Annotated in this window: 12 protein-coding genes; 9 read left to right on the forward strand and 3 right to left on the reverse strand. The window is 59.3% G+C overall.

The features are described from left to right. Positions 1 to 194 precede the first annotated feature (194 nt). Both H0O21_RS12430 and H0O21_RS12435 read left to right on the forward strand, forming a co-directional pair. Positions 195 to 4,307, forward strand: a complete 4,113-nt coding sequence (locus H0O21_RS12430; protein ID WP_185189858.1) for a DUF5801 repeats-in-toxin domain-containing protein — start codon at positions 195 to 197, stop codon at positions 4,305 to 4,307. 105 nt (positions 4,308 to 4,412) lie between these two features. After that, complete coding sequence (locus H0O21_RS12435) at positions 4,413 to 5,174, forward strand: YcgJ family protein (protein WP_185189859.1); 762 nt, start codon at positions 4,413 to 4,415, stop codon at positions 5,172 to 5,174. On the opposite strand, the gene H0O21_RS12440 is transcribed toward H0O21_RS12435, so the two are convergent. The 3 genes from H0O21_RS12440 to H0O21_RS12450 form a co-directional block, all read right to left on the reverse strand. Then, the gene (locus H0O21_RS12440) at positions 5,167 to 6,921 is read right to left on the reverse strand and encodes a mechanosensitive ion channel family protein (RefSeq protein ID WP_255441030.1); all 1,755 of its coding nucleotides are present in this window, start codon (positions 6,919 to 6,921) and stop codon (positions 5,167 to 5,169) included. The genes H0O21_RS12435 and H0O21_RS12440 overlap by 8 nt on opposite strands. A 96-nt stretch (positions 6,922 to 7,017) precedes the next feature. Beyond that, the gene (locus H0O21_RS12445; RefSeq protein WP_185189860.1) at positions 7,018 to 7,278 is read right to left on the reverse strand and encodes a hypothetical protein; all 261 of its coding nucleotides are present in this window, start codon (positions 7,276 to 7,278) and stop codon (positions 7,018 to 7,020) included. 31 nt (positions 7,279 to 7,309) lie between these two features. After that, entirely contained in the window at positions 7,310 to 7,921 is a 612-nt protein-coding gene (locus H0O21_RS12450) for a nucleoside triphosphate pyrophosphatase (RefSeq protein ID WP_185189861.1), read from the reverse strand. A gap of 86 nt (positions 7,922 to 8,007) precedes the next feature. Between H0O21_RS12450 and H0O21_RS12455 the strand changes: the two genes are divergently transcribed. Genes H0O21_RS12455 through H0O21_RS12485 form a run of 7 tightly spaced genes read left to right on the forward strand, consistent with a single transcriptional unit; the run spans position 8,008 to position 12,841 of the window. Beyond that, positions 8,008 to 8,385 (forward strand): Npun_F0494 family protein, encoded by a 378-nt coding sequence (locus tag H0O21_RS12455; protein WP_370523116.1) that lies wholly within the window; start codon positions 8,008 to 8,010, stop codon positions 8,383 to 8,385. A gap of 39 nt (positions 8,386 to 8,424) precedes the next feature. Continuing rightward, on the forward strand, positions 8,425 to 8,652 hold the full coding sequence (locus tag H0O21_RS12460; RefSeq protein WP_185189862.1) for an AbrB/MazE/SpoVT family DNA-binding domain-containing protein: 228 nt from the start codon (positions 8,425 to 8,427) through the stop codon (positions 8,650 to 8,652). Then, on the forward strand, positions 8,649 to 9,050 hold the full coding sequence (locus tag H0O21_RS12465; protein WP_185189863.1) for a type II toxin-antitoxin system death-on-curing family toxin: 402 nt from the start codon (positions 8,649 to 8,651) through the stop codon (positions 9,048 to 9,050). Before H0O21_RS12460 ends, H0O21_RS12465 begins: the two co-directional genes overlap by 4 nt. Beyond that, a complete protein-coding gene (locus H0O21_RS12470; protein WP_185189864.1) occupies positions 9,047 to 10,540 on the forward strand; it encodes a cobyric acid synthase in 1,494 nt (497 codons plus the stop codon). The genes H0O21_RS12465 and H0O21_RS12470 overlap by 4 nt, the downstream gene beginning before the upstream one ends. Next, positions 10,537 to 10,779 (forward strand): 2Fe-2S iron-sulfur cluster-binding protein, encoded by a 243-nt coding sequence (locus tag H0O21_RS12475; protein WP_131456310.1) that lies wholly within the window; start codon positions 10,537 to 10,539, stop codon positions 10,777 to 10,779. The genes H0O21_RS12470 and H0O21_RS12475 overlap by 4 nt, the downstream gene beginning before the upstream one ends. Beyond that, positions 10,773 to 11,969: a chloride channel protein gene (locus tag H0O21_RS12480; protein ID WP_185189865.1), complete on the forward strand. Its 1,197-nt coding sequence runs from the start codon at positions 10,773 to 10,775 to the stop codon at positions 11,967 to 11,969. Before H0O21_RS12475 ends, H0O21_RS12480 begins: the two co-directional genes overlap by 7 nt. Continuing rightward, the gene (locus H0O21_RS12485) at positions 11,969 to 12,841 is read left to right on the forward strand and encodes a DMT family transporter (protein WP_131456306.1); all 873 of its coding nucleotides are present in this window, start codon (positions 11,969 to 11,971) and stop codon (positions 12,839 to 12,841) included. Before H0O21_RS12480 ends, H0O21_RS12485 begins: the two co-directional genes overlap by 1 nt. Positions 12,842 to 12,848 lie beyond the last annotated feature (7 nt).

Consider the following 12,848-nt stretch of genomic DNA (forward strand, 5'->3'; position numbering starts at 1 on the left):
GAAGTCCGAACTGACAAGCGAAATCCGGTCCCGAATCCACGACCCGAGCAAGGCTTGAGTGGCATAGGGATACAGGCCTATGTGCACGGAAATCCCGCCAAACCCCTATCACTCAGAGATTGAACAATAAAAAAAGTAAAAGATCCGGAGGCAGCCAAATTCAAGCTACAATAAGGAAAAACTTGCTGATAGCCATGAAAGAGCTTAATGGCACCATGCCTTCGGTCGAATCGGGCTCAAATAGCGAATTGATTACTCAAAAACTAAAACGACTTCTTGATCTCGCAAATCTTCACGACGGGGACCGAGAAAAGCGTGACGAGGTAATCACATCTCTTCCCGAAGGAGCGAGCAGTGATGAGCAAAAATACGGATATGAATCCATCGGAAGTACGCCGTCACTGCCCAATGCTCCCCTCTCAAGAGAGTGGACTAGCAATGGTTTGCCAGATCGCAATGCTGGTCCAAACCTTCAAACGGAAGGGGTCCCCCTTTACAGCGCACGTGGAAATGCGGGCTCTGGAGGAATTGAAGTTTTAAACAATAACGGCGGACAGGGCCTCATTCAACCGACGACGTACCAACCAGAACCTGTTGCCGGATCACCCGCGACAGGAGACAGCGGAAGCCAAACACCTCAAACCAACACTGGACATAAAACCGAAACCGCTAAGGAACCATCCAGTCAGCCGCAGGCTGAGACGGCTCAACCACCTAAAGGGATTCAGGCGCCTCCAGACCGAGCCACGATCTCGGTAGTTGGAGCTCCGAATGAGCTGACAGTTGATGAAACAGACCTAACAACAGACTCAACCGCCAACTTCGGTGCGTATTTCTCAGCCACCTACGGAGTCAACGGGACAGGGGTCGGTGGGATGACCTTCAAAATCGGCGTCGCAAAGCCAGGTACAGACAGTGGCCTTGTTGATGAGAGCACTGGCGAACATCTGTTGCTATTCCAGAATCCAGACGGGAGCATCAGCGGGCGCACCCCAAGCGGTAAAGAAGGCTTTCACATCACCACTGATCAGGTGGGAAACATTGAGTTGGATCAGCTGCGCTCAATTGTGCACCCCGACCCAAACAACACAGATGAGAGCATCACACTCAAAAACCCAAATCTGATCACCATCACCGGAACAGCTGTGAGTGCTGGTGGAGACAGGGCATCTGCAACGATCGGTATCGGCCAGGTGTTTCACTTCAAAGACGACGCTCCAAGTCTTCAGCTCACAGCCAATGGGCATCCTCCAGTCCTTGGTGTTGATGAAACATTCATCGGACAAGCAGGCGGCTCATCAACTCAATCATTCGCCTCCGTTTTTAGCGGCAGCCATCAGTTCGGTGCTGATGGATCAGGAAGCTTTCAGTCCGTGTACGAACTTAATCTCAGCAAAGATGGAGTGGATTCTGGATTAGTCGATAGCGAAACACATGAGCGAATTCTTCTACATATTGATTCAAAAACAGGTGAGGTCACTGGGGTACTAGAAAACAGCGGACAAGAAGCATTCAAGATCAGCACCACTCAAACAGGAGATATTACATTCACTACTGAACGATCTGTCCTGCATCCAGACCCAACCAATACAGACAAAGAACTGCACCTTTCGCCAGGTCTGCTGTCGCTCAAACGCACTGATACGATCGTTGATAAGGATGGGGACCGCGCACAATCTAGCTCCCAAATCGAGCTTGGGTCATCTCTGAGTATTCACGATGATGCTCCGACGCTAAATCCTGCCAATCTCGGTTCAATCCAGCCTCTCGTCACTGATGACGACGACCTCAACACTGATCCTTCCACCAACCTCGCTCCTCTCTTCCAAAACGCCTTCACACACAGTGCTGACGGTGATTCCATCACCTATTCACTCGCTCTTGCAACGCAAGACTCCAAGTCCGGTCTCTTCACTCTTGATCCAAACGGTGGTCCGACCTCTGGTCCTGAAATCCTTCTTCATCAGGATGCAAATGGCGTCATTCATGGCTATCCAAAAGGCGGGACATTTGACGGCTCACAGGATCTCTTCACCATCACAATTGATGGCAATAATCATCTCGTACTCAATCAAATTAAACCCATCTTTCAAGGTGATAACACCAGTGACAATGAACAAGTTCTTCTTAATGCAGCAAAAGGTCTCTTAAATATTAAAGCCACCATCACCGATACTGATGGTGACTCGCAAACCGCAACCATTGATGCCTCTCAAGGCATCTTTGCCTTTAAGGATTCAGGGCCCTCAATCACAACCAAGGCCGCTGTAGCTGACTCCCTGCAAGTCGACGAAACCGACCTCAACAAAGATGACTCCGAAAACTTCAGTTCCCTCTTCACCATCGACCCTGGTGCTGATGGGCAACAATCCGTCGCTTACTCACTCGGCCTGAAATCTGCATCTGGCACCGACAGCGGCGTCGTCGACACCGCCACAGGGCACCACGTCTTCCTCTACCTCGAGCACGGTCAGGTCATCGGACGCGTCGGCTCCGGCTCAGCACCTGACCCACAAGGCACACCAGCCTTCACACTCTCCGTCTCAAGCTCAGGAAACGTCACCCTCGATCAGATCCGAGCTCTCCAACACCCAACAGGCGGTCCCTCCTCACCGGATGAGGCCATCAACCTCTCTCCAGGATCCATCAAGCTCAACGCCACCGTCACCGATAAAGACGGCGATACAGCGTCTCAATCCGTTGATCTCTCTGGCGCCGTCTCCTTCAAAGATGACGGACCTTCCATCGCCCTCAGCAGCCTTGGCAAACAAAATGATCATCTGGGCCCAACTCACTCCACCACCAACTTCTCCGATAATTTCACTCAAACTGCCGACTACGGTGAAGATGGTAGTGGATCAATCCACAGTTCCTACGCTTTATCTGTTCGAAGTAGTGGCGTAGACAGTGGTGTTGTTGACACCGCCACAGGACACCACGTCTACCTCTACCTCGAGCACGGTCAGGTCATCGGACGCGTCGGCTCCGGATCAGGAGCCAACCCAAACGGTGACAAAGCCTTCACCTTTGGCATTAATTCACAAACAGGCGTCGCAACACTCACTCAAAACCGTAATATCGAACACCCTCAAGGAGCACAGACTCAAACTCTAGGTGATGCCAACCTCATTCAACTCACCCGTACAGACACCATTACCGATGCCGATGGTGATAAGGCCCTAGATCAAGCTTTTATCAACGTCGGGACAAGCCTATCTTTCAAAGGAAGCCCACCGCAACCGCAACCGCAACAACCTCACTTGATCGATGGAGGGCACAATGGCAACCATGGCGACGTAGTTGAAACTTATCACCAAGGGAACAGCCCGAATTCTGCGATAACCGGATATAAATTTAGGGATGGCAGTGTCTTCGTAGTTCACAACATACCCAGTCACTGGGGCCTACAACAGGACGGAAATAATAAATGGAGCCAAAATCACCACCCGCGACCTTATGACGCAACAGCACCTGCCTCGGACGAACCAGAACAAATCGAGACTATCGACTTTGTCGCACAACTAAACAGCTTTGAAATCATCGAATCACAGAAAGACGACAGTGAAAACCCAGACCAGAAAAGTAGCGCCCAAGATCATTACGACCAAGCAGACAAATCTGACCCGAACCAGACAAGCGAGAAGAAAGACGAAAGCGTCCTTGCAACTGATGCAACTGATGCAACTGATGCAACTGATGCAACTGATGCAACTGATGCAACCTATGCTTTAACAAATGGCCAAGAGTCCAACGAATCGAGCAACACTGCAGCACTAGAAGCAAAAAGAATTCACACCACCACAATGCCAATTACCCACACCGACCACGGAGATATCGTCGAGACAGCAGCCAACGATGCCAATTCAAGTCCCATAAAAACAATTGATTCGTCCAGGATTGATGAAGAAGTCCAATTACCGAGCAGTGATTCAGATTCAAACCAAGTGCCACCTGATCTGACCTTGACAGACACATCACAAACAAACGATGTCATCGATGGCTCCAGCTTGATATCGGCTATCAACGATCTACAACAACCCGATGCAGACGCCCTAGCTGCACTGAATGAGCAAAGTGCAGAGGCCAATGGTGGCGACCTAATTCAAGAGCAAAACGCCATGACGCCCTCAGCTCAAGACCCCAGTGCTGTGCCTGTGACCTCCATCGATGATCCCTTCAGCGATCCATCTGAGTTGAACAGCAGCGACACGGCTCCGCCTGATTTAAGTGACACCAGCCACACCGCTGATCCACTGCCCGCTGATATTTCGCAAGAGGATCAGGATCCAAGCCTCTTGAATGTTTGATGCCAGCATTGAACGATCTTCAAAACAATCACCAGAGAATTGATCTCAAGCTGCATGACGCAGAAATTACTCCTATAATTTTGAGGCTTTCTTTTTATTGGCAAGATGCGCTCCTTCGTTAAGGCTTCGGCATTTGGCTTTATTGCGAGTGCGGCTTTCGTCGGTGCATCCATATCAACTGCTCCTGCCTCCGCCCAGAGCAAGGGCATCACGTATCCCAAAGCCGGGGTGGTGTGCGACCAGGTGGGTCAAACCTGCTACGACAGCTATGGCCCATCAATCGCGATCACCAAGATCTACTTCGGCCAGTTCGCCGCTGAGCGACTTCTCCAGAACCGTCGTGGTTCCACCAACAACGACTTCCGGCTCAGCTCCGGCCAGGCTTGCAGCATCCAGAAGCGCACCTGCTGGGATGACGGCTGGGGCGAGAAGAATGTGGCGCGAGGTTTGACCAAACAGCTCTTTAGTAGCAATCAGAGTGCCAGCAACGCCAGCTCCAGCAGTGGCAATCGACAGGTGTCGACCGACACGGGCTACTGCAGCCTCAGCCAAGGTGGGCGACGGGTGTTCGATGGACCCTGTCTGCTCAAGCAGGTGTCGAGGGGTGATCGCAACCGCTACAAGATTCAGCTCCAGAACGGCACGACCTACGTGTTCAAAGACAACGGCAGCGGTAACTACGCCATCACCGATTCCTTCGGTGGCAGCTGGCCGGTGACCTTCGTGGACCATGGCAACACTGGTGTGTTCCGTTTTGCCAACTACAAACTGGTGGCCACACAGAACAGCGGCAGCTCGAATCAGGAAGCCGCCGGTGCTGCCTTAGGCGCTGCAGTTGGCAACCTGCTGAACAATCTGTTCAAGTAAGTGCGCTGAGCTCCAGGCCATCGGCCAACACCACCCCGTGCTGCTCAAAACTGCGCAGCACGCGCAGCTGAAACTCCCGTTCGGTCACCCACTGTTCGCCGGAACGGGTGATCAGCAACACCTCCAGCTGGGTGCCGAGCGGGGTGATCCGGCGCACACCGCGCAGGATCGGCTGGCAGAGCAAGCGCTCTCCCCAAACCGGATCGCCCATCAACCGCTCAATCTCCTCGCCGATCAAAGCGATCGCCTGATCGATCGAGCTCTGCCTGTGTGAGATCACCACCTTGATCAGGCTGCCAGAGCGCAGCTTGGTGTGATTCCGCAACTGCCTGATCGTGCTGTTATCCAGCGTGTCCACCCGCTGATCAAGGCAACGCATGGCCGTGCTGAACAGACCAACATCGATCACCTCGCCCTCCACGCCATCCACCTCCACCCAATCGCCGATGGCGTAGCGATCCTCAAGCAACACCAGCATCCCTGCCACGAAGTCGCGCAGCAGGCCCTGGAACACAAAGGCCAGAGCACCAATCAAGGCACCGCCAGCCACCAGGATCGACACAGAAGCAGAACGCACTCCTGGAATATCAAGGATCACCCAGATGGCCAACACCGCCACACAACCCACATCAATGAGGCGATGGGAGACCTTCAGCAGGCTGCGGTACCGCTGATCACGCCGGGCCCGCTCCTGTTCGATCACATCGACATTGTCAGCCCACTGGTGGAGAAGAAACGTGCTCAACGCCCTCAGCAACAGGCCCACCACTGTCACGGCCCCCAGCTTGACGATCACGAAACTGGGTTGAAGCAGCAGCTCGATCCCCAGCGGGATCCGGCCTGGCATCGCCATCACCCCAAGACCCACCATCACGACCAGCAGGAACAGCACCAGCACCATCAACACCCGAGTGGTGGTGTGCAAGAGCTGGAGCTTGAGTTCGAGCTTTCGATTGCGTTCGCCCTGATGGCGCCGATGCTGCAGCAAGCAGCGTCGACGGCGAACCCAGGCCCAGAGCCAGATCACAGCGGCGACCAACCCGAACAGGAGCAGTTCCACCGCCAAGGTGAAGCGCCAGCGCCGAACCAAGCGCTCAGGAGATAGAGCCAGGCGGGCGTGATTGATGCGCCGTTCGAGCAGCGTTTTCCATCGCTGCGCCAACACCTCAACTGTGACCCCGTTCATCTCCGCATCGGCGCGGGTCACCGTGAGCAGGGGCAGATGGCGCTGCCGATCTGGCAGCTGCGCTTCCAACAGATAGTTCCCGGCGGCATCCATCTCCACCGTGACCGTGATCGGGTCATGGGTCATCGACACCCCATCCCCAGGGCCGGTGGTGCAGACCTTGGCCTGACCGCCGAGCAGGCTTTCCAGCATCCACTCGCTCAGTCGTTCTGCTTCCGTGCAGAGCCGGTTCGGGTCATAGACCAAACGCAGGTTGCCTTCGATCACCGCAGCCCGGCGCTGCGCTCCGAGGGCATCGCCATCGCGGAGCACCGGGCTGGCAACCGTGAGGGCCGGCACACCAAGGATGCGCACCTTGGCCAGCTCATAACTCCCTGCATCCAACACCTCATGACCAGAGCGTGGAACAGATGCCCCATTGCCGAGTGGGCTGGAGTTGAGCAGGGGAAAGAGCCCGGAAGCCTGGATCGGCTGCTGGGGAATCCAGCACAACAACACGGCGCAGACGGCAGCCAGCAGTCCGCCGATCCAACAGCGCTTCCAACGGTGGGGAGCCAGCACGGCAGCACCGGAACGATGTCTGCACTCTGCTGACAATCCCCCCTGCCGTCAGCGACGAACGCGGATCTGAAAACGACTGCTGGGCGCTCAGCGTGGTCAGAAGCTCAGATCCAACACGCTGTAGGCCTGTGGATGCTTCTGCTGAGCGCTGTCATTGCCCTGATCTGCAGAGGGCGACGGGCCCTGACTGAGGCGCGCGGATGAGCGATTGAAATGGGCTTGCTCCGCCTGGATGCCTTGATCAAGGGAGACGTCACTGCTGGCGGATAAGACAAGGGGCTCCATGGCGGAAGCCTGAGGGAGAAGGCCAGCGAGCAGCAAAGAAGCGCTGACAACAACGAAGCTGAAACGGGTCATGGCCAGGGTGTGAGGAGGGCCACCCTTTCATTTAGCTACGGCCGAAAAAAAATGGCAATGGTGCCAACCAACGCCGCAGCAACGGCAGGCTCAGGCCGATCACATTGGAGTAGCAGCCATCCAACCGCTCCACGCAGCTGCCACCTCGGCCTTCCAGTGCAAACCCCCCAGCACACTGCAACGGCTCACCTGTGTCGACGTAAGCGGCAATCTCTGCATCGGTGAGAGGGGAAAACAACACCCGGGTGGTGACGCAGACACACCGTTGTTGGCTGCCTGCTGCAGCGGCAGGGCCCGGCAGCAGACAGTGGCCGGTGTGCAACTCGCCCCAATGGCCGCGCATGCGCTGCCAACGGGCCATCGCCTCGTCGGCATCGGCAGGCTTCCCAAACACCTCCCCATCGACGGAGAGCACGGAATCACAGCCGAGCACAGCCGAGATCGGATCACCAGCGTCGCCAGAAGCCTCCAGCTGGCTGTGCACCGCCTCAGCCTTAGCTTTCGCCAGCAACTGCACCAGCTGGGCTGGATCAGCGTGATGGATCGCGTCTTCATCCACGCCACTCACCTGCACCCGATGGGGGATCGCCGCCTGTTCAAGCAGACGCCGACGGGCTGGAGACGCGGAAGCAAGCAGGAGCACGGGCCAGCAATCACTCGGCTCAGTCTGAACTGATCGCTCCCAAGGGCTTGAGATCCGAGAATGAACTCCAGCGAGTCTTGGCCGTGATCCCCCCCTCATCCCCACTGCTCAGCCAACGCGCGCTCCAACGGGCTCGGCAGGCGATGGGCTGCCTGCCCTTCACATGGCGTTTTTATCAGGTTCTCGAGGAGGAAGCGCTCAGCAGCACGGGGCTGGTGGCCCGGCCGGATTGGGGTGAACTCTGCTGCCACCCCTTAGCAGCCAGCCGCATTGAAGATCACTTCATCTGGCTGATTCAGCTGGGGGTCCTGCGGAGAGAAGTGGATGGCCAGGGACTCACCGAACGGGTCCGACTCACGCCGATGGGCCGCGATTGCCTAACTGCCTGGCCGGAGGCCATCCCAAGAGCTTCCCTTCCTCAGCGGCTGCAACACTGGCTGAGGCGACACCGACCGAGGCTGTGACGAAAGCAAGTAGCATCTTTATGCTACTGATCGGGAGTGATGGGAACAGAAGTCACCTTGCGGCAGGCCGGCGGATCGCTCAGTGCCACGATCCCGGCTGAAATGGCACGCCGGTTTCATCTGTCGCCCGGAGACCGGGTGCAGGCGATCGAAACGGAACAGGGGATCCTGCTCTCGCCCTTTGATCCAGCGGTCGAGGAAGCCCTGGCGCTGGCCAGTGCAGCTGCACGCCAATTTCAGCCAGCCCTGCGAGAGCTGGCCCGTTGAGCAACACAGCGGAACCCCGCTGGGTCCCTAGCGTTGCCGTACAGGCCAGCCACCGGCAGCAAACGCTGGAGCACGGAGGGCTGCAGGGCATCAGAAGCCAGGCCGCCCTGGATGCCGCACTCGCCAGGCCACAGCAACGCTGGAGCTACGGGGAGCTGAGCACCATTCCGCAACTGGCAGCGGCCCACGCGGAAGCCATCGTGCGAGCCCACCCGTTTGTGGATGGCAACAAGCGCAGCGGTTTCCTTGTGGCTGTGGTGTTTCTCGGTCTGAACGGGTTCAGCTTTCAGGGCAGCAATGAGAGCGTGGTGTTCATGATTCAGCGATTGGCAGCTGATGACCTGCCCTGGGAGGAGCTTAAGGCGTGGTTTGCAGGCAACAGCGTGGTCACACCATGACCATCCCACCCGCCCTGATGGTGCTGGGCACCAGCAGCGGTGCCGGCAAGTCGTTGATGACGGCTGCCCTCTGCCGGGTGTTGCGGCGCCGCGGTGAAACACCGCTGCCCTTCAAGGGGCAGAACATGAGCAACAACGCCTGGGTGGATCAGGCCGGCGGCGAGATGGCCTACTCCCAGGCCCTGCAAGCCTGGGCGGCGGGCCTCGAACCCGAATGCGCCATGAACCCGGTGCTGCTCAAACCCCAGGGCGACAGCACCAGCGAGGTGATCCACCTAGGCCAATCAGTAGGCAGCTGCCGCGCCGAGCACTATTACCGCGACTGGTTTCGCCCCGGCTGGGCCGCGATCCGCAGCGGCCTAAACGAGCTGCAGGCGGCCTACCCCGAGGGGCGGCTGGTGTTAGAAGGCGCCGGCAGCCCCGTCGAGGTGAACCTGCAACCGCGCGACCTCACCAACCTGCGCCTGGCCCAATACCTGCGCGCCCGCTGCATCCTGGTGGCCGACATTGAGCGCGGCGGTGTGTTCGCGCAGCTGGTCGGCACCCTGGCATTACTCCGGCCGGTGGAGCGTCCGTTGATCCGAGGCCTGCTGATCAATCGCTTCCGGGGCCGGCGTGAACTCTTCGATGAAGGGCGCCGCTGGCTGGAGGCCAACACGGGCATTCCGGTGCTGGGGGTGATGCCCTGGCTGGATGAACTGTTCCCGCCGGAAGACTCGCTTGATCTGTTGGAGCGCCGGGGCCGCAAACGCGGCGCCGAACTGGAGATCGCGGTGCTCAAGCTGCCCTCCCTCAGCAACTTCTCCGATCTCGATCCGCTCGAAGCCGAACCCACGGTTCAGCTGCGTTGGGTAGCCCCCGGCGAGGAGCTGGGCAAGCCCGATGCCGTCGTGGTGCCCGGCAGTAAGCAAACCCTGCGCGATCTCGATGCTCTGCAGGTCAGCACCCTTGGCACGCAAGTGCAGGCCTACGCCGCAGCCGGCGGGGCGGTGTTCGGAATCTGCGGCGGCATGCAAGTGCTCGGCCGCGAGCTCCACGACCCGGAGGATCTGGAGGGCGCCAGCAACGGTGCGGGCAGTGCTCCAGGACTGAACCTGCTGCCCTTGCGCACCGTCTTCGGCGGCAACAAAGCGCTGCGCCAACGCAGCAGCCAGGCACTCTGGCCGCTCTTGGACGCCAGCCGCACACTCTCGATTGAAGGCTTCGAGCTGCACCGCGGCAGCACCACCGCCGTGGAACCCTGCCAATCCCTTTGCAGCGATCAGGAGCTGGGCTGGGTGGATGGCTCCGTGGCTGGCACCTATCTGCACGGAGTGTTTGAAAGCGGGCCGTGGCGCAGGCGCTGGCTCAATCAGCTGCGCACGCGCAAAGGGTTGCCGTTACTGAGCGAACAGCAACCCCACCACAGTCGTCAACGCGAAGCACTGCTCGATCGCCTCGCCGATGCCTTCGAGCAGCACGTGAACCTGGAGCCGTTGCTGAAGCCATGAACCAAGAGGTGTTGATCCACTGGCCCAATGGACAGACCAGCCGCTGCACCCCTGGAGCGGATTGGCTGCAAGCAGCACGCGATGCCGGCTTTTCGATCCCCACAGGCTGCCTCGGCGGCAGCTGCGGCGCCTGCGAACTGGACGTGAACGGCAACACAATCCGAGCCTGCATCGCCAGCGTTCCTGCGGCAGCATCGGGGCAACTCACGGTGGAGCTGGCCACCGATCCCCATTGGTAAGCAAGGCCACCTCCCACTCCCTGCTGCTGGGCAGCTTGCGCTCCCTGGGCGCCGGGGCTGCAGGCGGCGCCCTTGCTGCCCTCGTGGTGCTGATCACCCTGAGGTTGCAGGGACAGATCTGGGGCGAAGCCGTGCTTCGGGGTCAACCCAGTCAGCTGCCCCTGGCCTGGTGTCTTCTCTGGGCTGGAGGGATCGGCCTGCTGATCGCCCTGCTGCAACGGCGACAAGCCGGCAGCCGTTTGCCCGAGATGCATGAAACCCTGAGCGAACTGCGCCACCCCAGTGGCCTGCAGACCCGCCATGGCGCCAGACAGTTGCTCGGTGGTGCCCTCGCCCTGATCGGAGGCGGTGCCCTTGGGCCGGAGGCTTTGATGACGCGATTGGTGGCGGTGGCCAGCCATCGCATTTGGCGCGGCGCTGATCGGAATCTGATTGCCGCGGCCATGGCCGGCAGCCTTGGCCTGTTTCGCTCGCCGCTGGTGGGTGGAGCCTCCTTAGCGGGACGCCATTGGCAGCTGCTCTGGCGTTGGCTCCCCGCCACCCTCGGCGGAATCGCCGGATTTGTGATCTTCGATGGCCTCAGCGATCTGGGCGGTGGCCTGCAGGGTGTGCCCTACGGCTGGCCCCAGGATCAGGAACAAAGCCTGAGTGCCCTGCTAGCCGCAGGGCTCGCCGGGGCGGTGGGCACCCTCTGTGGACTGCTCCTGAAGCACTGGCGTCAGTGGCTGAATGGGCTGGATCTCACCGGGCGCTGCTGGTGGAGTCCGGTGGTGACCGGGCTGGTGCTGGGGCTCTGCCTTTGGGGCCTACCCCTGGCCCCTTTCTCTGGAGAGGTGCAACTGAAGCCTTTGGTGCTGGGGCAATGGCAGCTCAGCCCACTGCTACTGATCGCCTCCGGACTGGTGAAGTTGCTGCTGGTGGGTGGCTGCTTGGAGACCGGCTGGCGAGGGGGGCAGTTCTTTCCGGTGATCCTGGCCAGCAGCGCGATCGGCATTGGCTTCCATGAATGGCTGCCATGGATTGGTGGCATGGAGAGCTGGAGCTCAGGAGTGGTGGGTGGCAGCTTGTCGGTGCTGCTGGGATCCCCTCTGCTGGCGCTGCTGCTGGGCCTCACCCTGCTCCAGGGCCATGGGGCCGGTGCCCTAGTGATCGGCCTGCTGGTGGGCCAGATGCTGCAGAACAACCACTGATGGGATTGCTCGCAGGGCTGATCGCCGCGCTGGCCTGGACCCTGGCGAGCAGTCTCTGGCGCGGGCTGACCACCTCACTCTCGGCACTGCAGCTCAACGGGCTCAAAAACGGGATCGCCACACTGCTGCTGTTGCCGGTGCTGCTGACCCTGCCCTGGATGCAGGACAAGCAAGGGTTGATCGTGCTGCTGCTCAGCGGTGGCGTGGGCATCGCCCTTGGCGACAGTTTTTATCTGGCGGCCCTACGCCGCCTCGGCACCCGCCGCACCCTCACGGTCGATGCCCTCTCACCGATTGCTGCAGCAGTTGGTGGTGTCGTCGCCTTGGGCGAGCAGATTTCCGCCCTTGCTTGGTTGGGTGCTGCTCTGGTCACGCTCTCAGTGCTGCTGATCGCCAATCAAAACCCGCCCGATGCCACGGGCCAGGCCGACCGCTCGCAAGCGAGCCAACGGCTCGGGCTGCTCTGCGCCATCGCTGCCGTGCTCTGCGGGGTGAGCGGAGCGGCCCTGTCTCGCAGCGTGCTGATCTCAAGCGATCTGAGCCCATTGCAGAGTGCTGCGACCCGTCTGCTGGGAGGCCTGCTGCTGCTGCTCCCCTGGCTACGCATCGGGCCAATCATCCCGCGTCCGCGCCCCAAACAGATCCGCTGGCCTCGGGTGCTGCTTGCCACCTTGCTGGGCACCAATCTGGGGATCCTGCTGCAGCAGGTGGTGCTGCAACGCCTGCCCCTGGGGGTGGGGGTGACGCTGCTGGGCACCTCTCCGGTGATGGCCTTGTTGGTCTCCAGACTGGAGGGCGACCATCCCAGCAGCGCCGGGGTGATCGCATCGTTGTTGGCCGTCTCTGGCGTCGCCCTCGCCGTTCTGAGCTGAACCCTCT

Source organism: Synechococcus sp. HK01-R (assembly GCF_014217855.1).
Classification (GTDB): Bacteria; Cyanobacteriota; Cyanobacteriia; order PCC-6307; family Cyanobiaceae; genus Synechococcus_C.

Excerpts from the sequence above, each read along its gene's own strand:
- H0O21_RS12430 (WP_185189858.1), top strand. The coding sequence starts at position 195 with ATGAAAGAGCTTAATGGCACCATGCCTTCGGTCGAATCGGGCTCAAAT.
- H0O21_RS12435 (WP_185189859.1), top strand. The coding sequence starts at position 4,413 with ATGCGCTCCTTCGTTAAGGCTTCGGCATTTGGCTTTATTGCGAGTGCG.
- H0O21_RS12445 (WP_185189860.1), bottom strand. The coding sequence starts at position 7,278 with ATGACCCGTTTCAGCTTCGTTGTTGTCAGCGCTTCTTTGCTGCTCGCT.
- H0O21_RS12460 (WP_185189862.1), top strand. The coding sequence starts at position 8,425 with ATGGGAACAGAAGTCACCTTGCGGCAGGCCGGCGGATCGCTCAGTGCC.
- H0O21_RS12470 (WP_185189864.1), top strand. The coding sequence starts at position 9,047 with ATGACCATCCCACCCGCCCTGATGGTGCTGGGCACCAGCAGCGGTGCC.
- H0O21_RS12475 (WP_131456310.1), top strand. The coding sequence starts at position 10,537 with ATGAACCAAGAGGTGTTGATCCACTGGCCCAATGGACAGACCAGCCGC.
- H0O21_RS12485 (WP_131456306.1), top strand. The coding sequence starts at position 11,969 with ATGGGATTGCTCGCAGGGCTGATCGCCGCGCTGGCCTGGACCCTGGCG.